Source organism: Vibrio sp. ES.051, assembly GCF_002563795.1.
Classification (GTDB): Bacteria; Pseudomonadota; Gammaproteobacteria; order Enterobacterales; family Vibrionaceae; genus Vibrio.
The window spans coordinates 782541-805194 of the sequence record NZ_PDJL01000003.1 but is presented as its reverse complement, the minus strand read 5'-3'; the positions used below and the strand labels follow the sequence as shown (position 1 = coordinate 805194).

At 44.3% G+C, this 22654-nt stretch carries 18 protein-coding genes and 2 pseudogenes; 12 read left to right on the top strand and 8 right to left on the bottom strand.

Going from position 1 to position 22654, the window contains the following annotated elements:
- Positions 1-11: 11 nt before the first annotated feature.
- Both ATG66_RS04305 and phnW read right to left on the bottom strand, forming a co-directional pair.
- Positions 12-1391, bottom strand: a complete 1380-nt coding sequence (locus ATG66_RS04305; RefSeq protein WP_098414129.1) for an aspartate aminotransferase family protein — start codon at positions 1389-1391, stop codon at positions 12-14.
- Positions 1392-1402: 11 nt separating this feature from the next.
- Entirely contained in the window at positions 1403-2527 is a 1125-nt protein-coding gene (phnW, locus tag ATG66_RS04300) for a 2-aminoethylphosphonate--pyruvate transaminase (protein WP_098414128.1), read from the bottom strand.
- A gap of 265 nt (positions 2528-2792) precedes the next feature.
- Between phnW and ATG66_RS04295 the strand changes: the two genes are divergently transcribed.
- From ATG66_RS04295 to ATG66_RS04260, 8 genes and pseudogenes are all read left to right on the top strand, one after another.
- On the top strand, positions 2793-3803 hold the full coding sequence (locus ATG66_RS04295) for a putative 2-aminoethylphosphonate ABC transporter substrate-binding protein (protein ID WP_098414127.1): 1011 nt from the start codon (positions 2793-2795) through the stop codon (positions 3801-3803).
- Positions 3804-3904: 101 nt separating this feature from the next.
- Positions 3905-5317 (top strand): FAD-dependent oxidoreductase, encoded by a 1413-nt coding sequence (locus ATG66_RS04290; protein ID WP_098414126.1) that lies wholly within the window; start codon positions 3905-3907, stop codon positions 5315-5317.
- Positions 5318-5461: 144 nt separating this feature from the next.
- Positions 5462-6568, top strand: a complete 1107-nt coding sequence (locus ATG66_RS04285) for a putative 2-aminoethylphosphonate ABC transporter ATP-binding protein (protein WP_098414125.1) — start codon at positions 5462-5464, stop codon at positions 6566-6568.
- Positions 6569-6575: 7 nt separating this feature from the next.
- Positions 6576-8300 (top strand): putative 2-aminoethylphosphonate ABC transporter permease subunit, encoded by a 1725-nt coding sequence (locus ATG66_RS04280; protein ID WP_098414124.1) that lies wholly within the window; start codon positions 6576-6578, stop codon positions 8298-8300.
- Between the two features lie 9 nt (positions 8301-8309).
- Positions 8310-9014, top strand: coding sequence for a phosphonate utilization transcriptional regulator PhnR (phnR, locus tag ATG66_RS04275; protein WP_098414123.1), 705 nt, complete (start codon positions 8310-8312; stop codon positions 9012-9014).
- Positions 9015-9081: 67 nt separating this feature from the next.
- Positions 9082-9262, top strand: a pseudogene (locus tag ATG66_RS04270) (multidrug transporter); the annotation flags it as partial.
- A 53-nt stretch (positions 9263-9315) separates the two neighbouring features.
- Positions 9316-9978: an HAD family hydrolase gene (locus ATG66_RS04265; protein WP_098414122.1), complete on the top strand. Its 663-nt coding sequence runs from the start codon at positions 9316-9318 to the stop codon at positions 9976-9978.
- 193 nt (positions 9979-10171) lie between these two features.
- Positions 10172-10285: pseudogene (locus tag ATG66_RS04260) on the top strand (putative quorum-sensing-regulated virulence factor); the annotation flags it as partial.
- Between the two features lie 76 nt (positions 10286-10361).
- Here ATG66_RS04260 and trpB read toward each other — a convergent pair.
- The 4 genes from trpB to ATG66_RS04240 all read right to left on the bottom strand — a co-directional run bounded on the left by trpB (position 10362) and on the right by ATG66_RS04240 (position 15218).
- Positions 10362-11585 carry a tryptophan synthase subunit beta gene (trpB, locus tag ATG66_RS04255; RefSeq protein WP_098414121.1) on the bottom strand — a complete coding sequence of 408 codons (1224 nt, stop codon included), beginning with the start codon at positions 11583-11585 and terminating at the stop codon, positions 10362-10364.
- A gap of 293 nt (positions 11586-11878) precedes the next feature.
- Complete coding sequence (rnr, locus tag ATG66_RS04250) at positions 11879-14125, bottom strand: ribonuclease R (RefSeq protein ID WP_098414120.1); 2247 nt, start codon at positions 14123-14125, stop codon at positions 11879-11881.
- Positions 14126-14450: 325 nt separating this feature from the next.
- Positions 14451-14663 carry a cold-shock protein gene (locus ATG66_RS04245; protein ID WP_098414119.1) on the bottom strand — a complete coding sequence of 71 codons (213 nt, stop codon included), beginning with the start codon at positions 14661-14663 and terminating at the stop codon, positions 14451-14453.
- Positions 14664-14969: 306 nt separating this feature from the next.
- The gene (locus ATG66_RS04240) at positions 14970-15218 is read right to left on the bottom strand and encodes a hypothetical protein (protein ID WP_098414118.1); all 249 of its coding nucleotides are present in this window, start codon (positions 15216-15218) and stop codon (positions 14970-14972) included.
- Between the two features lie 288 nt (positions 15219-15506).
- Here ATG66_RS04240 and ATG66_RS04235 point away from each other — a divergent pair, with 288 nt between their 5' ends.
- Positions 15507-16493, top strand: coding sequence for a CobW family GTP-binding protein (locus ATG66_RS04235; protein ID WP_098414117.1), 987 nt, complete (start codon positions 15507-15509; stop codon positions 16491-16493).
- 183 nt (positions 16494-16676) lie between these two features.
- Entirely contained in the window at positions 16677-17969 is a 1293-nt protein-coding gene (locus tag ATG66_RS04230; RefSeq protein ID WP_098414116.1) for a DEAD/DEAH box helicase, read from the top strand.
- Positions 17970-18121: 152 nt separating this feature from the next.
- On the opposite strand, the gene speG is transcribed toward ATG66_RS04230, so the two are convergent.
- On the bottom strand, positions 18122-18661 hold the full coding sequence (gene speG, locus ATG66_RS04225; RefSeq protein WP_098414115.1) for a spermidine N1-acetyltransferase: 540 nt from the start codon (positions 18659-18661) through the stop codon (positions 18122-18124).
- 201 nt (positions 18662-18862) lie between these two features.
- The gene (locus tag ATG66_RS04220; RefSeq protein WP_098414114.1) at positions 18863-20476 is read right to left on the bottom strand and encodes an IS1634 family transposase; all 1614 of its coding nucleotides are present in this window, start codon (positions 20474-20476) and stop codon (positions 18863-18865) included.
- Positions 20477-20680: 204 nt separating this feature from the next.
- Between ATG66_RS04220 and ATG66_RS04215 the strand changes: the two genes are divergently transcribed.
- Together ATG66_RS04215 and ATG66_RS04210 are read left to right on the top strand one after the other, a co-directional pair.
- Positions 20681-20833: a hypothetical protein gene (locus ATG66_RS04215; protein WP_098414113.1), complete on the top strand. Its 153-nt coding sequence runs from the start codon at positions 20681-20683 to the stop codon at positions 20831-20833.
- Between the two features lie 477 nt (positions 20834-21310).
- The gene (locus tag ATG66_RS04210; protein ID WP_098414112.1) at positions 21311-22645 is read left to right on the top strand and encodes a ferredoxin reductase family protein; all 1335 of its coding nucleotides are present in this window, start codon (positions 21311-21313) and stop codon (positions 22643-22645) included.
- Positions 22646-22654: the final 9 nt, after the last annotated feature.

The window sequence follows — 22654 nt, the reverse complement described above, 5'->3', positions numbered from 1 at the left end:
TGGATTTGAGGTTAGAAGTAGTTAAAGTCTTTGCACACTTTGGCGATGGCTTCTTCGAAGATTGCCAGCGCTTCTATCAGTTGTTCGCGAGTGATGATCAGCGGTGGGCTGAGTTGAATCACATTGCCTTGCGATACCTTGAAGCTCACGCCATTGTTGAGGCATTGGTACAACACGGCTTCTGCTTCGTCATACGCACGCGCTTTGGTCTCGTGGTCACTGACCAGCTCAATGCCCCACAACATGCCGATGCCACGTACATCACCAATCACTGGGTATTTGGCTTTCATCTCTAGCAGCTTTTCACGCATGAACTGGTTGTCGGCTTTAGCCTTATCTAACAAGCCGTCTTGCTCAATGGCTTCCATGGTTGCCAGTGCTGCAGCACAACCGATAGGGCTTTTCTCATGAGTGTAATGACCCATGGAGATTTGCTCGGCAGTGTTGTATTTGTCTTTGGTCACCATGGCTGCGATAGGAACTAACCCTCCGCCCAAGCCTTTACCGATGCACAGCATATCTGGCTCGATGTCGTAGGCTTGGTAGGTAAACCATTCACCGCTGCGACCCATGCCGTTAGGGATGTCGTCGATGATCAACATGATATTGTGTTTATCACAGATTTCACGGATGCGTTTCCAGTAGGCTTTACTTGGCACTTGAACATCCGTGTTGCGAACCGCTTCTGCGATAAACGCGCCCACGCCGCCTTCTTTCTCAATCACGTATTCAAGGTAGTCGGCGTAATGCACATCACTACCGTCGGCAACTGGGAAAGCGCCACGATAAGACATTGCTGGTGGAATGCGCTCAACACCTGCCATTAATGGTCCCATGCCTTGGCGGAAACACGCTTCGCCACCCACTGAAATGGCATCTAACGATGCGCCGTGGAAGGAATCCCACAGAGACACCACCTTGTAGTTGCCCGTGATGTGGCGCGCTAGTTTAAGTGCCATGCCAACCGCAGATGTGCCACCCGGAGCAAACAACACGCGGTTCAACTCGCCGCCACAGATTTGGGTGAGTTTTTCGGCACATTCAATCGCGGTCTCGTTGGTAAAACGACGTGGTGAAAACGGCAGTTTGGCAATTTGCTCTTGCACTCGTTTAATCACATGTGGGTGACCGTAGCCCAACTGGTGGACGTTATTGCCATGGAAATCCATGTACTTTTTGCCCGTGGCATCTTGGAGATAGATGCCTTCTGCCGCTTCCAAGGTATCTAAGCAAGGCGTCGACATGGCTTGATGAAGAAAGACCTCCGAATCACGCTTCAACAATGCTTGCGTGCGTTCGTCGTCCATCGATGCATTCCAAGCTTGGCGAGCTGGCGTCGTGTTGACATCGCCTTCGCTGCGGAAATGGGTCGGGTTGATATTCTGGCTCATCGTGACTTATCTCAGTTCGTCAACTCTTGCTCTGGTTCGTGTTGCCAGTACATTGCTTTTTCAATCGCACCGATTAAACGCTCGATATCTGCTGGGTAAACTTCACCAATGTTGCCGATGCGGAAACAGTCTGCGTTCGATACTTTACCCGGATAAATCACGAAACCTTGCTCTTTCAAACGCGTGTAGAACGTTTTGAATTGGTAATCACTGTGCGTCGGAGAGTAGAAAGAAGTGATGATTGGCGAGTGAAGGTCATCACTCAGTAGTGGCTCGAAACCCAAGGCACGCATACCTGCAACCAGTGTTTTCTGATTAGTTTGGTAACGGTTGTGACGAGCTTCGATGCCGCCTTCTTGTTCTAGCTCTAGCAATGCTTGGTAGAAAGCGCGAACCGTGTGCGTCGGAGACGTGAAACGCCATTTGCCGTGGTTCACTTCCATGCAGTGCCACTGGTCGTAAAGGTCAAGGCTCAAAGAACGTGCCTGACCTTGGCACTTTTCGAGTTCAGTTTGTTTCGCAATCACAAAGCCAAAACCCGGTACGCCTTGAATACATTTGTTTGCAGAGCTGATCATAAAATCGATGCCTAGTTCCGCGATATCGATAGGGATGCCACCGAAGCTCGACATGGCATCGAGAATCACCACTTTACCGTGTGCTTTTGCCGCAGAAGCAAACGCCTCAATTGGGTTAAGCATGCCAGTGGTTGTCTCACAGTGAACAATTGCCACGTGTGTGATAGCAGGATCCGATGCCAATGCAGTTTCCACTTCGTTCAAGTGTGGTTGTGATGTTTCGCCTGGGGAAACTACATGGCATGGAATATTTAGATAATCAGCGATCTGAGCGATACGTGCACCGTAGGCACCGTTGTCGACAACCAACAACTTTCCATCTTTGCCAATGGCGCTGCCAATCGTCGCTTCTACTGATGCTGTGCCGCTACCTTGCATTAACACGCTAGTGTAACCGCCTTGTTCAGTCGCTAAGTTTACGAGCTTAGTGCGGATCACTTCTACAATGTCTTTGTTGTAGTCATCATCCCAAGTACACCAGTCTTTTAGCATGGCTTCACGTACCGTTTCAGAAGTAGATAGAGGACCTGGAGTCAGTAGTAGATATTCGTTTTTCATCTCGATTTCCATCAGAATAGGTCAGTTGGTGTATACCAAATTTCAAGTTCACTCTAGCGAGGAAGGAAAGGGCAGTAAATAGGCAAATATTCAATTTCATAAAACTTTAATATCCAGAAAATGGTGGATCAATTGAACGAGTAATGATCGCCAATTTTCGTAAAACTGCCATTTAACGGTCATGATTTCGTCACAAAGGCTCAGTAGGGTGGTTATTGTCAACTGGTACATACCAAGGTGACACTAGCCAAATTAACTGGAGAAAATGATGAAAAACCGTTTGATGAAAGGATCGCTGGCTGTACTTGTCTCTCTGCTAGCAACGAATGCAATGGCCGCACAGGAAGTCACGGTTTACACCGCTTTCGAAACTGACATTCTTGCTAAATACAAGTCTGCGTTTGAGAAAGACAACCCAGACACCAAGATTAAGTGGGTTCGCGATTCAACCGGTATCATGACGGCGAAATTGCTGGCAGAAAAGAACAACCCTCAAGCGGAAGTGGTTTGGGGCCTTGCGGGCTCGTCAATGGCACTGCTTAAAAATGAAGGTCTTCTTAAGCCTTACACACCAAAAGGTTTGGAAGAGCTGCACGCGAACCTAAATGACCCTCAATCAAACCAAGCTTGGTTTGGTAATGATGCGTTCTTTAACGCCGTCTGTTTCAACGAAGCGGTAGCGAAACAACTTAACCTGCCTAAACCAACGTCTTGGGAAGACCTAACGAAGCCAGTTTACAAAGGGCACATTGCAATGCCCAACCCAGCTTCTTCTGGTACTGGCTACATGCAGGTTTCAGCTTGGCTACAAAACATGGGGGAAGAGCAGGCATGGAACTACATGCGTGACCTAGACAAGAACATTGCACACTATACGCACTCTGGCTCTAAGCCATGCGTTCAAGCAGGTATGGGTGAAGTGGCTATCGGTATTTCGATGGCAAGCCGCGGCGCGAAGCTGAAAACGCAAGGGGCACCGCTAGCGGTTATCACACCAAAAGGCATCGGCTGGGAATCAGAAGCGGTTGGTCTAATTAAAGAGTCAGATGCAGCGAAACGCGTTGTCGACTGGTCAATATCTAAAGCTGCAAATGAGCTTTACATAGAAATGTACCCAGTGGTGGCACATAAAGAAGTGAAAGCTGAAGTTTCTAACTTCCCGAACGTTCAAGAGAATATGGCGAAGATGGATTTTGCGCAAATGGGTAGCAAGCGTGCAGAGATCCTAGCGGCATGGTCTGAGAAGTTCGACGCGAAATCAGAGCCAAAATCGTAGTTATTGATCTCTTTAACTCCTTTACCGATAAAGGAAGACATTGTCTTCCTTTGTTTGTCATTGGGTCACCAATTACTCAGTACCTCTCCAGGAAATATACAATGAAACAACACCACTCTTATTGGTTCAAACAAGCCATTGAACAAGAATTTGGCTCTTTCGAGCAAGTCACTTACACCCAGCTCAGAGAGGAGCGGTCTTGTGATATCGCTATTGTTGGTGGCGGGTATACAGGGTTATGGACCGCGATACTATTAAAGCAACAACAACCCGATAAAGATATCGCAATTATTGAAAAATCACTCTGTGGGAGTGGTGCTTCGGGGGCAAATGGTGGTTGTATGTTAACGTGGTCGACCAAGTACCCGACTCTAAAAAAATTGTATGGTGAACAGCAAGCCAAGTGGTTAGTTGAGGAGTCAGAAAAGGTAATTTATGAAATTGAAGAATTTTGTGAGCATCATGGTATTGATGCACATCTGAACAGAAGTGGCACGTACTATACAGCAACCAATCAGGCACAAAGAGGAGGGATGCAACCTGTTGTTGATGAATTAAAGAGGTTAGGGGTCAACAGTTGGCAAAAGTGTGGGGAGGCGGTTACTAAGAAAGCTGGCTCTGATCGACATATCGAGGGCTATTACTCACCAGCAGCAGGCAGTGTTCAACCCGCTCTTTTAGCTCGAGGGCTGCGTAAGGTTGCATTAAAAATGGGGATCCAAGTTTTTGAGAATAGCCCCATGACCAAACTTGAATATGGCCAACCAGCCAAATTAACGACTCCCGACGGTGCGCTGGTGGCCGATAAGGTGGTAATTGCACTAAATGCTTGGATGGTTGAACATTTCAGAGAGTTTAAACGAAGCATCGTGGTTGTGTCTTCCGATATGGTGATCACCGACCCAATCGCAAAACGCCTTGAAAAAGATGGCCCAGAAAAGGGGGTTGCAGTTGTCGATTCAAGGATATTCGTGCACTACTATCGAGACACTCGTGATGGACGCTTAATGCTTGGAAAAGGTGGAAATAAATTCTCGTTCGCAAACAAGGTTGATCCAATGTGTAATCAGCCTAGCAATTATTTACCTCTGTTGAATCGAGCATTTCAAAAGCTATTTCCTAAGTTGCAGCAATCGTCTTTTGCCTATCATTGGTCTGGCGGCTCAGATAGATCGGTTTCCGGTCTGCCATTTTTCGGTAGGCTCAATAATCAATCAAACATATTTTATGGCTTAGGTTATTCAGGTAACGGTGTTGCTCAAACACGTATTGGCGGAAAAATACTATCGTCATTAGTTTTAGGTCTTGATAGTTCATGGACACGATGCGGTATGACAAATGGCCCATTAGGTCATTTTCCGCCAGAGCCGTTTCGTTGGATCGGTGCGATGTTGGTGCGGGATGCTGTCCGAAGAAAAGAGAATGCAGAAGATAACGAGAAAGCGCCACTTTGGATAGATAAACAGTTAGCCAAGTTAGCAGGCCCAGCAGGAAAAGCAGATAAAATCAGTTAACATTTTCCGTTTTTGAAGCTGCACTCCTAGAGGCGCCGCTTGTTCTTTTGTTATTCCGTCACTTTCGTGTTTTTTCTATAAATTTGTCATTCGAACGTAACAATCCAAAGCTAAATTTGGTGTATACCACTTGGAGCATGTACTATGTCAACTAACCAACATTACCTAAATATTGAAAATGTAGTGAAGCAATTCGGACAGTTCACTGCATTAAAGAAAATCTCGCTAGCGATTGAAAAGGGCGAGTTTGTTTGTTTTCTTGGCCCTTCTGGTTGCGGTAAAACCACTCTACTACGTGCCATTGCAGGTTTAGACCTACCAACGTCTGGTGCGATTTTTCAAAACGGTCAAGAGACCACATTCCTACCACCAGAGAAGCGCGATTTCGGCATCGTATTCCAATCTTACGCGCTGTTTCCAAACCTAACCGTGCAAGAGAACATTGCGGTGGGTTTGAAGAACCAAGGCATGTCGACCAAAGAAGCGCTAGAGAAAGTGGATTACTGGTTAGAAACCATTGGTCTTCCTACATCTGGTGAGAAATTCCCTAACCAACTTTCTGGTGGTCAGCAGCAGCGTGTGGCTTTAGCTCGTGCATTGGCGTTGTCTCCGGGTCTACTATTACTTGATGAGCCGCTGTCAGCGCTGGATGCAAAAGTGCGCGTACACTTGCGTAATGAAATTTGTAAGCTGCAACGCAAGCTCGGTATCACGACCATTATGGTCACGCACGATCAGGATGAAGCGCTGTCGATGGCCGATCGCATCGTGGTGATGAATCATGGCGTGATTGAGCAAGTCGGCACTCCTCAAGAAATCTATCAACAACCAGCCACACGCTTTGTTGCTGAGTTTGTCGGCAGCATGAACTTTATAGAAACGTCAGTCGCAACGGATTCCCAAGTACGTATTGCTGAAACCTTGATGCCAGCGCCAAGCTTGACCAATCGTAAGATCCTACGGGGCGACCGCTTCGATCTTGCTGTGCGTCCTGAAAGCATCAAGTTTGTTGAACACTACAGCAACTCTTTACCAGCACGTGTTACGGCAACTGAGTTTCTGGGGGCGTTTTTCCGCATTGACTGTGTATTGCAAAACGACAGTTCAACGAAAACCATCGTGGTGGATGTGCCTGTGGAAACGGTTCAAAAACTCAATATCAAGGCGGGCGATGTACGTTACATCCAGTTTGCTGAAGAAGAGCTGCATGGTTACGCCGTGCCCTCGGTTGATAAATCGCTAGCAGCGTAGGTGTAACATGGATGCGAAGACAATGACGATGAATAGCTTCACCAGTCAAGACAAAGCAAAACCCTTACTCGGACGTGTCAGCCGTGACAAACTTGTGTTGTTTGGTTTACTCGCTGGCTTGTCGACCATGATGGTGCTGTTCATCTTAATGCCGCTTTGGGCAATGTTGACTAAGAGTGTACAAAACAGCGATGGTGAGTTTGTTGGTTTAGCCAACTTTGCGACTTACTTTTCTTCTTCAAGCTTGTGGGCTTCAGTCAGCAACACCTTCACTTTGGGCGTGATTGTTACCTCGGTAGTGGGTGTGCTTGCGTTTGGCTATGCCTACGCGTTAACTCGCTCATGCATGTCGTTTAAAAGCTTGTTTCAAATCCTAGGTACTGCGCCGATCCTTGCGCCCTCGCTGTTGCCTGCAATCAGTTTGATCTTCCTTTTCGGTAATCAAGGCATTGCCAAAGAGATGTTGCTAGGAAACTCGGTTTACGGCGTGATTGGTATCGCGATTGGGTTGATTTTCTGGACATTCCCACATGCATTGATGATTTTGACTACTTCTCTGCGCACCTCGGATGCTCGATTGTATGAAGCAGCCCATGCACTTAAAACCTCACCAATGAAAACCTTTTTTATGGTGACATTACCTGCGGCGAAATTCGGTTTGATCAGTACGCTTATCGTGGTCTTCACGCTGGTTATCACGGACTTTGGTGTGCCGAAAGTGATCGGTGGCAGCTACAACGTTTTGGCGACCGACATCTTCAAGCAAGTGGTGGGACAGCAAAACTTTGCTATGGGGGCAGTGACCAGCATTATGCTTTTATTTCCTGCAGTAATTGCATTTGGCGCAGACCGTTGGGTACAGAAAAAACAAAAGAGCTTATTCGATACACGTTCAGTGACTTATCAACCAGAACCCAATAAAGCGCGTGACAGTACTTGCTTGATATACTGCACCATTATTTCTATCGCAGTGCTGGCGGTGTTGGGCATGGCTGTATATGGTTCACTCGTAACATTCTGGCCATGGAACAAGGCACTAACGCTGAACAATTACAACTTTGCCGAGGTGAGCACTTACGGTTGGAGCCCTTTCTTCAACTCGCTAACGCTGGCAGGTTGGACAGCTGTTATGGGTACAGCCATCATCTTTGTCGGTGCTTACTGCATTGAGAAAGGGCGCGCGTTTGGTCCAATTCGTCAAGCGATGCAAATGCTCAGCGTAGTGCCAATGACGGTTCCGGGTATGGTGCTTGGTTTGGGCTACATCTTTTACTTCAACGATGCGAATAATCCTTTGAACGTGCTTTATGGGACCATGGCATTCTTGGTGATTAATACCGTTGTGCATTACTACACAGTGGGTCATATGACAGCGCTGACAGCGCTAAAACAGTTGCCATCAGAGATTGAAGCTATGGCGGCATCGGTGAAGCTTCCTCAATACAAGTTGTTCTTTAAAGTAACATTACCCGTGTGTTTACCCGCGATTTTGGACATTGCGACTTACTTGTTTGTTAATGCATTGACCACCACTTCTGCGGTAGTATTCCTTTACTCAACCGATACGATTCCGGCTTCGGTCTCGATTCTGAATATGGACGATGCAGGTCAAACTGGCGCTGCAGCGGCAATGGCTGTGATGATCATGATTGCTGCCGCGATTGCGAAGATTGTTCAAATGACTTTGGGTAAATTGTTAGAGAATCGCACACAAGCTTGGCGCAAAAGATAAGGACACTTCGTGCAATACGTAAAAATTAAAGATTCGATTGTTGAACAGATTGAAGCGGGCATGCTATCGCCGCGTCAAAAACTGCCAGCAGAGCGTAAATTGGCGGAGTCATTCGATACTACGCGTGTCACTCTGCGTGAAGCCTTATCATTGCTGGAAGCGGAAGGTCGAATCTATCGCGAAGATCGTCGAGGTTGGTTTATCTCTCCCGAGCCATTGCGTTACGACCCAACCCAAACATTGAATTTCCCGAACATGGCGAAAGCGCAAAATCGTGTGCCAAAAACGGAGTTAGTGGCAGCAAAAGGGACGTTGGCTAATAAATTGGCCGCTCGTTTGTTGGATCTTCAGCCGTTTTCCGATGTATTTCGTGTCGACCGCGTTCGTTACTTAGAAGAGCGTCCAGTGGTTTATGTCACGAACTATATTCGCCCAGAGATTTTTCCCAACTTGTTGTCTTATGATTTATCAAACTCGTTAACCGACATTTATCGTGAGCACTACGGGGTGACGTATCAAAAAATTCGCTACCGAATTTCGACGAGTACTTTGTTGGGTGAGGTGGCACAGGCATTACGCGCGACGTCTGGTACGCCTGCAATGGTGGTTGAACGTATCAACTACAACCAACACGGTGAGTTGATTGATTGCGATATCGAGTATTGGCGACATGATGCCATCAGCATTGAATCTCTTGCGGAACTCAATCGTTAAGTGGATTTTTTCATTATCTAAGGCCCCATTTCGGAGCCCTTTATTTTATTCAGGCAGGAACATTGAAATGAATTTGTTGGCGATTAGTCTCGTCGTGTTTTCTGCTGTTCTCCATGCAGGTTGTAACATCCTTGGTAAAAGCAATTCAGACTCTGCTGGGCTCGCTTTTACCATGGCAGCCTGCTTTCCTGCATGTGCCATCCTTATCGAGTGAGTTTTGGGGACTACTGTTCATTAGCGACATTTCATAAATGATGTCTCTGGTTTGATTAACGCTCTGATATGATTAATTGGAAAAATAATGTCTAAACCTTTGTACGTATTTGATTTGGATGAAACACTGATTAAAGCGGATTGTTCTATGATTTGGAACGAATTTTTAGTCGAAAAAGGCATCGTAACTGATCGTAATTTTATTGAAGAAGATAGGCGTCTGATGAACCTCTACGTAGAAGGGGAAATGGACATTCAGTGCTACTTAGATTTTTCTCTGGAACCTCTTGCTACCATCCCAAAAAAACAGATAAGTGAGCTGGTTGAAGAGTGTGTGAAGCGTTATATTCTACCTAAGCAGTTTACTCAGTCTAAGTCCCTGATTGAGAGGTTAATACAGGATGAAGTTGATATAATTATTGTTTCAGCTAGCGTCACTTTTTTAGTTGAAGTTGTCGCTCGTCATTTAGGTATTAAAACTGCATTGGGAATCGACCTGATCGAACAGCAAGCTTGCTACAGTTCTGAAATAAACGGAATAGCGACTTATCGTGAAGGTAAGGTTACTCGACTAGAGCAGTGGCTGAATGAAACGGCACAGTCCTTTTCGGAGATTCACTTTTTTACGGATTCCATTAACGATTTACCATTGTGTGAGTATGCTGACTATACCTACCTTGTTAATCCATCTCTTAGATTAAGAACCATTGGGGTTGATCGCAATTGGCCCATACTGAGTTGGGGAGCGTAAAGTGTTCCTCGCCTATTAACATTACTGTTTTCCAGCGTTGAGTCGGTGAAAAGTCACCATTCCGCTAGACACGAGATCTATCTGGTTAGACCACCTTGCCTGAAGTAATGCTAATTTATGTAAGAGATCAAACAACGTTTTGTCCAAAAGTGAGTGACAGCAATAAATGAAACTCCCCTAGGAATTTGTTTTTTTATTGATCGATAAGAAAGGCAGGCCAAGTGGTGAGTTAGGGGAGCTCAAGTTGTGTTTGGCTCTCAAAATTGAAGGTTTAGATAGTGTGGTGAAACCACTGAAACGGATGTGAGTACGCTTAAAGACAAATAACAAAGCCACCTTACAATAGGTGGCTTTGTTCTAATAAGTAAAAAGGATGATAAGGTTTAGATGAGTGATTCAATGCCGTATTTTGCGCCGTAGTTTTCAACCACAAAGTCGATGTCTTTATCGCCACGGCCAGATAAATTAAGCAGAATCGAACCAGTCACTCCTTGTTTCGCGAGTTTGATGGCGTATGCGACAGCATGAGCGGATTCAATCGCTGGAATGATCCCTTCTTCACGTGACAACTCAAAGAATGCATCAATGGCTTCATCATCGGAGATTGAGCCATAATTAACACGACCGATGTCTTTCAGATAACTGTGTTGAGGGCCAACTGAAGGGTAATCCAGCCCACTTGCCACTGAATAAACTTGTTGCGGCTCGCCTTGCTCATCTTTCAGCATGTAGGATTTAAACCCGTGCATGATGCCAGGCTCGCCCAGTGTTAGAGTCGCAGCGTGTTCACCGACTTGTTGTAAAGAACGGCCAGCAGGTTCGACACCGTGAATATCGACGTTGTCATCTTCTAGGAATGCGCTGAACAATCCCATAGCATTCGAGCCACCCCCGACACAAGCCACGAGGTTGTGGGGTAACGTTCCGGTCATGTCTTTAAATTGCACTCGTGCTTCGTTACCGATGATAGATTGGAAGTCTCGAACCATTTTTGGGAATGGATGAGGGCCAACTACTGAGCCAATGGCGTAAAGCTGCGTGTCTGGATCTTTTAAGTAAGCCTCAAATGCAGCATCGACCGCTTCTTTCAACGTTTTGCGTCCATGCGTAGCCGGAATAACATTGGCGCCAAGAATTCTCATACGAACAACATTGGGATGTTCTTTCGCGATGTCGACTTCACCCATGTAAATATCGCACTCTAAACCAACCAGTGCGGCAGCGGTAGCGAGAGCAACGCCATGTTGACCTGCGCCAGTTTCGGCAATTAACTTCTTCTTTCCCATCTTTTTAGCGAGAATTGCTTCTCCTAAACAGTGGTTAATTTTGTGTGCGCCTGTGTGGTTGAGGTCTTCGCGTTTCAGATAGATATCTGTGCCGTATTTTTTAGACAAGTTTTCCGCATGAAAGATTGGGCTAGGCCGCCCAACAAAGTGTTTATAGAGGCGAGTCAACTCAGCTTTAAATTCAGGGTCTTTGCTGCACGCCTCATAGGCCGCATTGATATCGTGCATGATTTGTTCAAGCTCTGGAGGTACAAAGCTGCCACCATATTCACCAAAGTATCCATCTTCGTTGGGCATGGTGAGGTCGAAAGAGTTCTTCATTATTTACATCCTAGTTAACGAAAGTACTGATACTTTTATACCCAAAATTTTAAACTTATTGTGTGACCAGTTGCTTAAATTGTGATGCTGAGCTCGCGAACTAGTAAGGAAGTGCATTCTGTTTGAGCTAATGAGTACTTATATAGTTAGGCGTAAGAGGGGGAGTTGTGCGAGGAAAAGTGACAAAAAGCCCCGAAAGATGCTGGATCTTTCGGGGCAAACAGCGTGCAAGAAAGAGCACGTTGTTATAAAGTTTTTTTACAATGGCTTACCAAGCATGCCGTGTAAGGTTATTAGTTTGCTTCTATTTGATCTGATAAGGTAAACATGATTCTTCTTTGTTTAGAGTCGACGTCTTTAACGTTAATGTTTACTTTGGTGCCAAGCGTGAAAGTCGCAGTTTGACTGAAAATTTTCTGCTTAACGCCATCAAATTCAAACTCTCCTCCATTTTGAAAGCTTGATAATGGTACGAGACCTTCAATTCGGTTTTGGTCTAGCTCAACAAATACGCCGAAGTGTGTCACACCAGAAACTGTCCCCGTGAAGTTTTGTCCAATAAATGGCTTCATGTAGTGGCACTTTAGGGCACTCTCTACCTCACGGCTCACTTCATCAGCCTGACGGGATTGTTGTGAGCAGTATAAACTTAACTGCTCAACGTCTTTCGCGTCATAAGGATAATTATTTGCCGCTCCCGTTAGTTGACGGATTGGTTTAAACTTCAACAGCAAACTGCGTAACCTACCTGTTTTTTGTTCGCGAAGTTTGGCGCGAATAGCACGGTGAACGAGTAAATCCGGATAGCGACGAATGGGAGACGTAAAGTGTGAATAGGCGTCATACGCTAAACCAAAGTGACCCATATTTTTCGGTGAGTATTCAGCTTGGCTTTGAGAGCGCAATAGCAAGGTACGTATGACATCACATTCATCCAAACCTTTTACTTGCGCTAATAGTGAGTTGTAATCATGAGGGGTTGGTTCATCACCGCCAGTTAAAGTGAGCCCTCTATCTGCAAGCATGACTCTCAATGAAGACAACTTCTTCATTTGAGGACCTGAGTGCACGCGGTATAAGCTTGGTATTTTATGTTGTTGCAAGAATTGCGCGGTGGCAACGTTGGCACACAACATAAATTCTTCGACCATACGGTGAGCGTCATTCCGAATAACAGGAACAATTGAATCGATTTTCTTTTTATTGTTCAACGTAAAAGCGAGTTCTTGCGTGTCAAAGTCAATGGCACCTCGAACTTTACGCTGACTGGATAAATTCAAATATAAGTGATAAAGATTCACTAAATGCTGATCAATATTTTGTTTTGGATTTTGACCAGAATAGTGTGTTGTTCCAGTTGATTGCAAAACAATACGGTGAGCTTCATCGTAAGTTAATCGAGCGTGTGAGTGGATGATCCCTTCAGAAAATTCCGAATCCAACATGTTGCCTTCATCGTCAAAGGTCATCTCGCAGACCATGACTAATCTATCTTCATGAGGATTGAGCGAGCATAAACCGTTAGACAATGACTCAGGTAGCATTGGTACCACGTACCCAGGGAAATAAACCGATGTTGCACGAGACTGCGCTTCAAGATCTAAGTCGTCGTTTGGCTGAACGTAATGAGAGACGTCTGCAATCGCCACGAACAGTTTCCACTGACCATTATCCATTTGGTAGCCGTACACCGCATCATCAAAGTCTTTTGCATCGTCACCATCGATGGTAACGAAAGGTAAGTCTCGATAATCCACTCGTGATGTTTTGTCTTTTTCTGCAACGTGAGAGCCAAAAGCTGAGGCTGCATGAAGTACGTCATCATCCCACTTGTCATTGATGTCGTGACGGCGTAACGCCAGTTTTATCTCAATACCAGCCTCACCAGCTCGGCCTAACACTTCAGTTATCTCAACAGTGGTTGATTGTCTGTGATCCGGATAAGCCGTAACTTTGGAGTGGACGAGTTTACCCACGCTTTTGGCAGTAAGTTCATTCGGGTTGACCTGAATTGCTTGAGAGAGTTTCGAACTCTCTGGCGACAAATAGAAGTTTGCGCCTTTCTTCTTCAGCAAGCCGACAATGTGGGTTGTTTTACGTTCTATTATCTTAATTAAGCGATGATTTGAGCGACCTTGTTGCTGAGCGCTTCCTTTTAAAACCTGTACGATATCGCCATCAAACACATGAGCCAGCTGATGTTTAGGTAAGAAAAGGTCTTTTTCATTGCGGTCATAGGTTACAAAGCCGAAACCGTCGGTGTGGAGGCTGACCTTGCCGGAAACCAAAGCAGTTTGATCCACTTTTTTATAGCCTCTACGGTGAGTAAAAATGAGTTGACCGTCGCGTTCCATTGCTCTTAAACGTTTTTTTAGTGCGTCTTTTTGGGGTTTTTCATCCAAACCTGCGGAGCGGGAGATCTGCTCATGACTCAAGTAGTTTTTGAATTTGTCGAATAGACTTAGAATAAAATCTCGGCTAGGAATAATATGTTCGTAGTTAGTACTTTGTATTGATTGGGCAGATATATCTAATTTCATGTAGTTCTCTTATATTCGCCAATCGCTTTCAATATATAAATCTGTTTATATGAGCAAAGCACGAGGCGAAGTTGATCCAAAAATGGATCAGAATAAATTAATTCCGAACTGGAATTGTAAGATAGGCGATTTAGTAGCCTAAAGACTATATACCGAAATGACTTTGATGAGTGTTATTAATTAACGTCATTAAAGGTTAAGACTGGCACTTTAATGTTTAAGTGATTTGGGTATATAAACTTGAGTGATAGGATTGTTACGTGAGTAACGAACTATAGAGGGAGAGGACATTGTGGCACCGACTGGGTTGATGCCACTTAAAAATTTACATTGCAGTTACTTGAGCTGCTTGTAAACCTTTATTACCTTGTTCAACAACGAACGTTACTTTTTGGCCGTCAGTAAGCGTTTTAAAACCTTCAGAAACAATAGATTTGAAATGAACAAATACGTCATCACCGCCATTGTCTTGAGAAATAAAACCAAAACCTTTAGTTTCGTTGAACCATTTTACTGAACCAGTTAATTTATTAGACATAGATACCTCTATATTGATTTTTAAATATTGATTGTTTAGCTAATATCAAGTGCTACTATATGATTTAGAGATAACTATTTTGTCGCAGGAACGTAAACGAGGAAATCGATGTGGAACTGAGAGAAACTTTGATCTTAAATTGCATTTATAATAGCTCTTTCCTTAAGAGCTGATGAGCAGTATACCTATAAAATTAATAAAGGCTACCCTTTTCTTTTTAATTTTTCTTTGAGACCCAAGAGTATAAGTTTCAAACCATACTCTTGGAGTATAAAGCAGCCAACTATGAAAGAAAGGTTGGCGACCTTAGTGCTTACGCGTAGGACCGTTACGAATGATATCTTTACCATTGTCGTATACGTGTTGTGAAACCCAACGACCTAGCAGTAGGTGGTGTTTTTCTCCTAAAACGGCAACAAACGGACGACCGTCAGTGTTTGTCGTCGCCAGTGCAACACCAGTCACGCCTTCAAGACCAAGTGCTCCGCTTTCTACTAAGTGCAGAAACGCCTCTAGCTCTTCAATGGTTTCGATTACTTGGTTATCAATGTTCATTGTATTCAATCTCTTCGAATTGTAGATACTGTGTGGGCGGGTACTCTACCTAAGTTGTGGTGGGAAACCAAGCTTCGACGTTGGACGATAGAGTTATTGTTATTGACGCCAGCCAGCCTTTCTGACGTTAAGCGAACAGAAGCGATAAGCCATTCTGATTGTTCCCAAAAAGTGGAGAGCAAATCAATCCAGTTAAGGCACTAAATGCCACAATAAAAGCGTTGAAGCGAATCACATTCTCCGTATACTTTGCGACAGCATTAATGCACAAACGTGTCGGAGAAAAACATGTCAAATCGAGTACCTACTAACATACTGACTGGTTTTTTAGGCGTCGGTAAAACGACGACAATTCTAAGTTTGTTAAAGAACAAACCAGCGAAGGAAAACTGGGCAGTATTGGTTAATGAATTCGGTGAGATTGGCATTGATGGCGCGTTAATGACAGATCAAGGTGCGTTGATTAAGGAAGTACCGGGCGGCTGCATGTGTTGTACGGCAGGGGTCCCTATGTCTGTAGGTATCACGGCGTTATTGCGTCAAAAACCAGATCGTTTATTGATTGAACCTACAGGGCTTGGCCATCCGAAACAAGTGATCGCGACACTTACTTCGGAACAATATCAGCCATATGTCGACCTCAAAGCGACCATTGCTTTAGTGGACCCGCGTAATTTGAGCGATGAGAAATACCTCTTCAATCAGAATTTTATCGATCAATTAGACAGTGCAGATGTAGTGATTGGTAACAAAGTGGACCTTTGTTCTAGTCACGATATCGATGTATTTAACGACTGGGTGACGGACCAATCCCCTGCAAAGGTATTCAGTAAGCTCATTCATAATGGCGAGTTACCTTTAGAAGTATTAGATATTGAACGTGTACATGGTAGCGCGTCTTCTTGTATCGAATTACATCATCACGAACATGCAGATCAAGAACCACAGTTTCAGTTACCTCCGGGTGCCGCATTTGTACGTAAAGAGAATGAAGGGCAGGATTATTTCAGCTGTGGCTGGTTGTTTGGCCAAGAATATAAGTTCGACTTTGACCAATTCTTCTCGATGATTTCTGATCTTACAGCAGAGCGCGTAAAAGCAGTCGTGAACACCAATCAAGGTTGTTATGCATTTAATGTGGCAAATAGCGTTGTAAGTGTGAATGAAATGAGTCTTGAAGGTTTTGAGTCACGCATAGAAGTGATTGACTCACAGTTGTTGCCGTGGGACGAACTGGAACGAATACTACTAAAATTATCAGGTATTGAGTTGTAAGGTTTCTCTAGGTGCAACTTCAGCGGTGAACAGATTAAACAGAATCATTCACTGTCCATTTCAGGACGTCATGTAAAGTTAACGCTATCAGTGAGAAAAGTGAGATATATCACTAAAATTCGGGTATAGTGCACGGCTAAAATTTTTAAGCTATTTAAGCGATTTGTTTAAGGAATACGCTCAATGTCATTTTCATCTCAAGGTTTTGCGCCAGAAGTGGTTAAAGCACTGGCAGAATGCGGTTATGAAAAGTTAACACCAATTCAGCAGAAGGCGATTCCAATGGCTCGTAAAGGCCATGATATTTTCGCTACAGCACAAACAGGTACCGGTAAAACGGCGGCATTTTCGTTGCCTATGATTCAGCAATTGCTAGACAGTGGCCGCAGTGCCTCTCGTAAGACAGCGCGAGCGCTTATCCTGGCTCCTACTCGAGAACTTGCAGAGCAAATAGCGGACAACATCAAAGCATACACGAAGTACACCAGCCTCTCGGTGGCGGCGGTTTTTGGTGGCCGTAAAATGTCCTCTCAGGTCACGGCGTTAGAGAATGGCGTTGATATCCTTGTCGCGACCCCAGGCCGTTTGGAAGAGCATCTTGAGCAAGGTAACGTGTCTGTAGCCCATCTCGAATTTCTCGTATTTGATGAAGCTGACCGTATTTTAGATATGGGTTTTATTAATGCCGTTCGTAAGATCATGTTAGATGTGGACACAAATCCTCAAATCATGATGTTCTCAGCAACGACGTCTAGCCAACTCAATCTGCTAGCGAATGATATTCTGCGTAAACCAAAGCGTATTGAAGTAGAGCGTGCAAATACAACAGCACAAACGGTTGCTCACGTGCTCTACCCAGTCGATCAAGAACGTAAGACAGAGCTTCTTTCTGAATTGATAGGTCGTAAAAACTGGCAACAAGTATTGGTTTTTGTGAACTACAAAGAAACCGCAAATGAAGTTGTCAAAGAGCTTAAGCTCGATGGTATCAAAGCCGTAATTTGCCATGGTGACCGCGCCCAAAGTGCTCGCCGTCGTGCGCTTGAAGAGTTTAAAACGGGTAAAGTGCGTGTGATGGTAGCAACGGATGTTGCGGCTCGTGGGTTAGATATTGCAGATCTGCCTCATGTAGTTAACTACGACATGCCTTTCTTAGCGGAAGACTATGTCCATCGCATTGGCCGTACCGGCCGCGCAGGTAAGCAAGGCCATGCGGTTTCGTTCGTAAACCGTGACGAAGAGCTGACAGTAGTTCAGGTTGAAAACTTAATCCAGCAACGTATTCGTCGTATAGAACTGGCGGGTTATGAGCCAAAACAACGTGAGTCTTACATCGAAAAACTGAATTCAAAACCAGCGTTTAAGAATCGCCAAGGTCGCCGTAATAATCCAAACCAGTCAGCAACAGACCAAGGCTCAGCAGAGCGCCGTCTTGCGATGGTGAAACGTTTAAAGGCGCGTCGTGGGGCTAAATAGGTGCTGCGCTGACCAAACTGGCTAACTGATTCACCTGAGCGTTTGGATGAAAATAGAAGAGAACTAAAAGTAGGTTTTCTTATCCATATCAATCGGGTAAATAAAACGCAGCGATAAAGCTGCGTTTTATTTTTCTTCGATAGTGAGAAAAGTTAATGAATCGATTTTTCCTCATCCATACTTTTCTGGTATTGATGCTTTAAAATATACATACGTTTCACATCACGATAAGCACCATCGATATAATATTCTTCAACTAAATGACCCTCTTCAATAAAACCACATTTTTTGTATAAATGAATTGCGATTTCATTATCGACCGCAACAAGTAAATAAATTTTACGTAGATTGAGAATAGAAAAAGAGTAATCTAGCGCACGGTTAATCATTTCGGTCGCATAACCTCGGCCTTGATACTCTGGCGCGATAATTATTTGAAACTCAGCACTTCGATGAATATAGTTAATTTCGATAAGCTCAACTAAGCCGACCACAATGCCTTGTTCGTCTTCAACAACAAAGCGTCTTTCAGCGTCATCGTGAATGTGTTTACGATAAAGTTCTTCGAGTTCATCATACGACTCGTAAGGCTCTTCAAACCAATAGGCCATGATATTGCGGTTGTTATTTAATTCGTGAATAAAACGCAGATCAGAGCGTTCTAATGCTCGCATTTTTAGGCCTTTCTTCATCATATATCTCCAATGAGGGCGGAGAGCAACTCCGCAACAGATGCTAGAAAATTTAAACATATTCTAAAAGAGTAGCGCATCTATTTTTGGGGCACATCGTGCCTTTATCAATACCGATGTAGCACACAAGGTCGCCAATAAAAATTAATCATTACGATAAAAAATCTGATTAGGTACTTTATCCGAGATTCCGCAGCCAATTTAGGAATAAACCGCTTCATACAGTACGCCAAGAAGCTTAAGCAGCCGAGTCTGATGCTCCTGAACACCCGTGATGAAGCTTTGACCGCCAAATTCGAGTGTGTCGATACCTTCGAATTTTAAGAATACCCAACGTGCCGTCGGTTTGGTTGTCGTCTTGTTCTTTACCATGCTAGGAAAGAATTCCTCGGTCTTAGTGAGACTCTCTCGGATTTTGTGCTCTAAGCTTGCGTAAACGAGTAGGCTAAGCGTCATGATCATCAGCAATGCCTCGATTCGCTGAGGTTTCTTCAGGAAAATTGATGATGTTAGGAACTCAGGGCTCTTCAAGAAGCGAAATCCGCGCTCTACCTTTTGCTGAGACTTGTAATGCTCAAGTAACGCAGCCATTGTTAGATCGGCGTAGTCAGTATCGTTGGTGGCGAGAATAAACATACCTACTTTAAGCTTGGCCATCTTCACTTTTTCTAGATCGGTATAAGGCGTAGCATCTATCAAATAGTGGTATCCCGTTGGCTCTGCGTCTTTCTTCGGCCGACCGCGACCTGAATAGATTGGCTCTTTAACAATGGTTGGTTGTGCAAAGCCAAGCAAATAACACTGGCTAGCGAAGTCGCTCATTGCTTGCTCGGCATCCACTGCGCAAGCAAACTTCTTTTTCATTAGTTGTCCCAGTGCTTTCAGCTCTTTGGTGATATTTTTGTCTAAGTTCTTATAGAACGTTGCTTCTTCTCGCTTGGTTGCTTGTTCACTATGAACCAATAGCCACTTCTGAGATACCGAGCCATAGTCAGCATCAACCCAGCAACCCGAGTAACCATTGCCGATACGGCTCAACTGCTCTGGCTCAAGGTTCATTAAGGCTTCTTTGGCTGACTTAATGGTCATTGGAACACGCGTAATAAACTTCTGTTGTTGCTCATCCAGTGAACGAATGCTTTCCTCGGTGTATAGAGCGGCATCGGCGATGAAGTAGCGACTGTTTTGAGCTGCCTTTAGGCAATGAATATGCCGTTTAGTGACCTCTGAAAATGCCTTAGCATCATTGGTGTTGCCACTGAGCGCTTGCATGTAAACAGGTAGGCCGGCTTGGTTTTCACAAATCAACTCAAGGACCACTTGATTTAGCTCTGGACGGTGGTCTCGGCTGTAGCCTTTTACCAGTTTGATGGCATTAAGATCTTCGTCTTGGATGTATTCACCGTCGACATGAAAACTCGTGATATCAAGGTGGACAGAGTCTGCTTTAAGCCCAAGCTTATCAACGACATGCTCTGCAATCGCTTGATAAAGTGCGGACACATCTGCTTCATATAAAGCATCTAACGTACGTCCGAGTACATCGTCAGTTAAATGGTGCGCTTCAATGTCTTTAGCGAGCAACTTGGCAACAGGCTTCGTCTCGAAGAAGTCAGAGAACATATGCAGCGTTCTACTGTGAAAGCCAAGACCATTAAGAATCATTGCTAAGACTGCATCGCCGTGTGAGACGTTGTGATCCGAGTATTTGGGAATGATGCGATCAATAATGCCTGGTAAACCGACTTCATGACAGAAAGCAGCGATTAACCCTAAGTGGTCTAGGCGTTTAATGACAGGTTGAGCAGCAGACATAATAAGTGACCGTTAAATAACAGTAATAGATCAAAACTGGGGATCGCGGTCAAGATGTCTGTCGCACTAACAGTTGTAAACGATCACTGGATCACATTATTTTAATTCTGAAATTGGCTGCGGAATGACGGCTTTATCTAATTTCATATTAAATACTTCACAACAATGAGTTAGTGTCTTAATTAAAATAATAAGGTATTCAATATGTTTTTAATCGGTGACGTAGTAGTAGCGACTAAAGGTATCGATCTGGGTGAAATGATTGTTACAGGTTTAAGCAGTGGTGGTTTTTACACTCACGTAAAGGCAGGTGAAAAAACGTTAACTTATCCAGCTCAAGATCTTAAGAAAGTATAATTTAACTTGCTGATTTGCATTGCTTAGTGAGCTTAAGATAATACCTATTTATTTTGAATAAGGCAGTGTTTTACTCACCGCAAGGTATCGTAAAAGGTAGCACATTTGGTTACTACCTTTTTTATTAATACTTTATGACTCAGGTGTAATATTTTCACTGTGATGCCTATCAACACGGTTTTCCCTTCCTTTCGCGTTAGACAGTATTCAATCGGCTCTTTTAACGAGTACTTAATTGTGTCGTTTAAGCGAAAATTTTGGATTACTCAATCCTTGTAATGAGCGTCATATGCTGAGATTCATCAAGTTTCTAAGTGCTGCGTGGGCATAAACGGTATTGCATTCACCAAGATATCCCTCAGTGGGTAATATGCATCGACATCACCTAGACTGACCTTACACAATTTTACGAGGATTGACGCTGCTTTACGCTAGGGAAACTAGAATAAGAGTATCGTCAAGGTAAGAGTGTTACCCATGAAAACATTACGAAATTGCATATGGATAATCATTGTTGTGATGTCTGCGTTATGGTGGATCAGCGAACCACAGCTTTTGTCGTCGTCTCAATTTTTCCATTGGCGTTCAGCCCTTATTCAATATTCTGGTGTGGTTTCGTTAACCTTGATATCGATGGGAATGGTTTTGGCTTTACGTTTGCCCGTAGTTGAGCAGTGGGTCCATGGTATGGATAAAGCGTATCGAGTCCATAAATGGCTTGGAATTTCCGGCGTCAGTTTAGGTGTGACTCACTGGCTATTTTATAACGTTCCCAAATGGCTAGTTGCTTATGGTGCATTAGACAAACCCGTCAAACATACAGGGGCAGGTCCGGTCGCTAACAATTTCTCAGGTTGGGAGTTATGGCTAATAAACTTACGTGATTTTGGCTTGAGTATTGGGGAGTGGGGATTTTACTTATTGCTGATATTGGTTTGTCTTTCCCTTTGGACGGCAGTGAAATACAAACCCTTTAAGTTGTCGCATCGCTTGATGGCGGTGGCTTATCTGATGATTGCAATACACTCTGTACTGCTTATCAAGCATGCTTACTGGGGAACTCCGATTTACTTTGTCGCTATCGGTTTTGCTGTCGTCGGTTCCGTCGCTGCCGTTTACAGTTTGTTGGGGCGAGTTGGTCATGCAAATCGACACTTAGCGCAAGTGAGGTCTACACGATATTTTCCTCAAGCGCATGTCATGGAGCTGGTATTGACCATTAGTGATACTTGGCAAGGGCACAAATCAGGGCAATTCGCGTATGTGCGTTTTGGCGATGAAGATCCGCATCCGTTCACGATTGTTTCTGGTGAAGGTGAGCCTGAGTTACGATTTTTGATCAAGGAGCTGGGCGATTTCACAACAAACCTATACAACCGGGTGAAAGCGGGCGATGAAGTAATAGTAGAAGGCCCTTATGGCGGCTTAACATTCAATTTAAACCAGCCGCAAATCTGGATCGCGGGTGGAGTGGGTGTGGCGTCATTTTTTGCAGTTATGGATTTTCTAAGAGAGAGAAAGACGCATCAACCCGTGCATTTGTTTTATTGTACACGTGGCCTCGACAGCCATTTAGTGGATGAGTTGTGGAGTGCGGCGCACAAAGCCGGGGTTGAGTTAAGCGTGATTGATACGGCGACGTCTCCGCGACTTAATGTCGAACGTATTGCTAAGCAGTGTGGTGACTTGTCACAATACGAGTTTTATTTCTGTGGACCAGAGGTATTTTCTCAAACATTGAAGCAAGAATTAAAGGCTTATCGAATCGATATTGACCATCATTATCATGAAGAATTGTTTGTAATGAGATAGCAAGACACT

Coding starts and splice junctions, on each gene's coding strand:
- ATG66_RS04305 (WP_098414129.1), bottom strand. CDS start 1,391: ATGAGCCAGAATATCAACCCGACCCATTTCCGCAGCGAAGGCGATGTC.
- phnW (WP_098414128.1), bottom strand. CDS start 2,527: ATGAAAAACGAATATCTACTACTGACTCCAGGTCCTCTATCTACTTCT.
- ATG66_RS04295 (WP_098414127.1), top strand. CDS start 2,793: ATGATGAAAAACCGTTTGATGAAAGGATCGCTGGCTGTACTTGTCTCT.
- ATG66_RS04290 (WP_098414126.1), top strand. CDS start 3,905: ATGAAACAACACCACTCTTATTGGTTCAAACAAGCCATTGAACAAGAA.
- ATG66_RS04285 (WP_098414125.1), top strand. CDS start 5,462: ATGTCAACTAACCAACATTACCTAAATATTGAAAATGTAGTGAAGCAA.
- ATG66_RS04280 (WP_098414124.1), top strand. CDS start 6,576: ATGGATGCGAAGACAATGACGATGAATAGCTTCACCAGTCAAGACAAA.
- ATG66_RS04265 (WP_098414122.1), top strand. CDS start 9,316: ATGTCTAAACCTTTGTACGTATTTGATTTGGATGAAACACTGATTAAA.
- trpB (WP_098414121.1), bottom strand. CDS start 11,585: ATGAAGAACTCTTTCGACCTCACCATGCCCAACGAAGATGGATACTTT.
- rnr (WP_098414120.1), bottom strand. CDS start 14,125: ATGAAATTAGATATATCTGCCCAATCAATACAAAGTACTAACTACGAA.
- ATG66_RS04245 (WP_098414119.1), bottom strand. CDS start 14,663: ATGTCTAATAAATTAACTGGTTCAGTAAAATGGTTCAACGAAACTAAA.
- ATG66_RS04240 (WP_098414118.1), bottom strand. CDS start 15,218: ATGAACATTGATAACCAAGTAATCGAAACCATTGAAGAGCTAGAGGCG.
- ATG66_RS04235 (WP_098414117.1), top strand. CDS start 15,507: ATGTCAAATCGAGTACCTACTAACATACTGACTGGTTTTTTAGGCGTC.
- ATG66_RS04230 (WP_098414116.1), top strand. CDS start 16,677: ATGTCATTTTCATCTCAAGGTTTTGCGCCAGAAGTGGTTAAAGCACTG.
- speG (WP_098414115.1), bottom strand. CDS start 18,661: ATGAAGAAAGGCCTAAAAATGCGAGCATTAGAACGCTCTGATCTGCGT.
- ATG66_RS04220 (WP_098414114.1), bottom strand. CDS start 20,476: ATGTCTGCTGCTCAACCTGTCATTAAACGCCTAGACCACTTAGGGTTA.
- ATG66_RS04215 (WP_098414113.1), top strand. CDS start 20,681: ATGTTTTTAATCGGTGACGTAGTAGTAGCGACTAAAGGTATCGATCTG.
- ATG66_RS04210 (WP_098414112.1), top strand. CDS start 21,311: ATGAAAACATTACGAAATTGCATATGGATAATCATTGTTGTGATGTCT.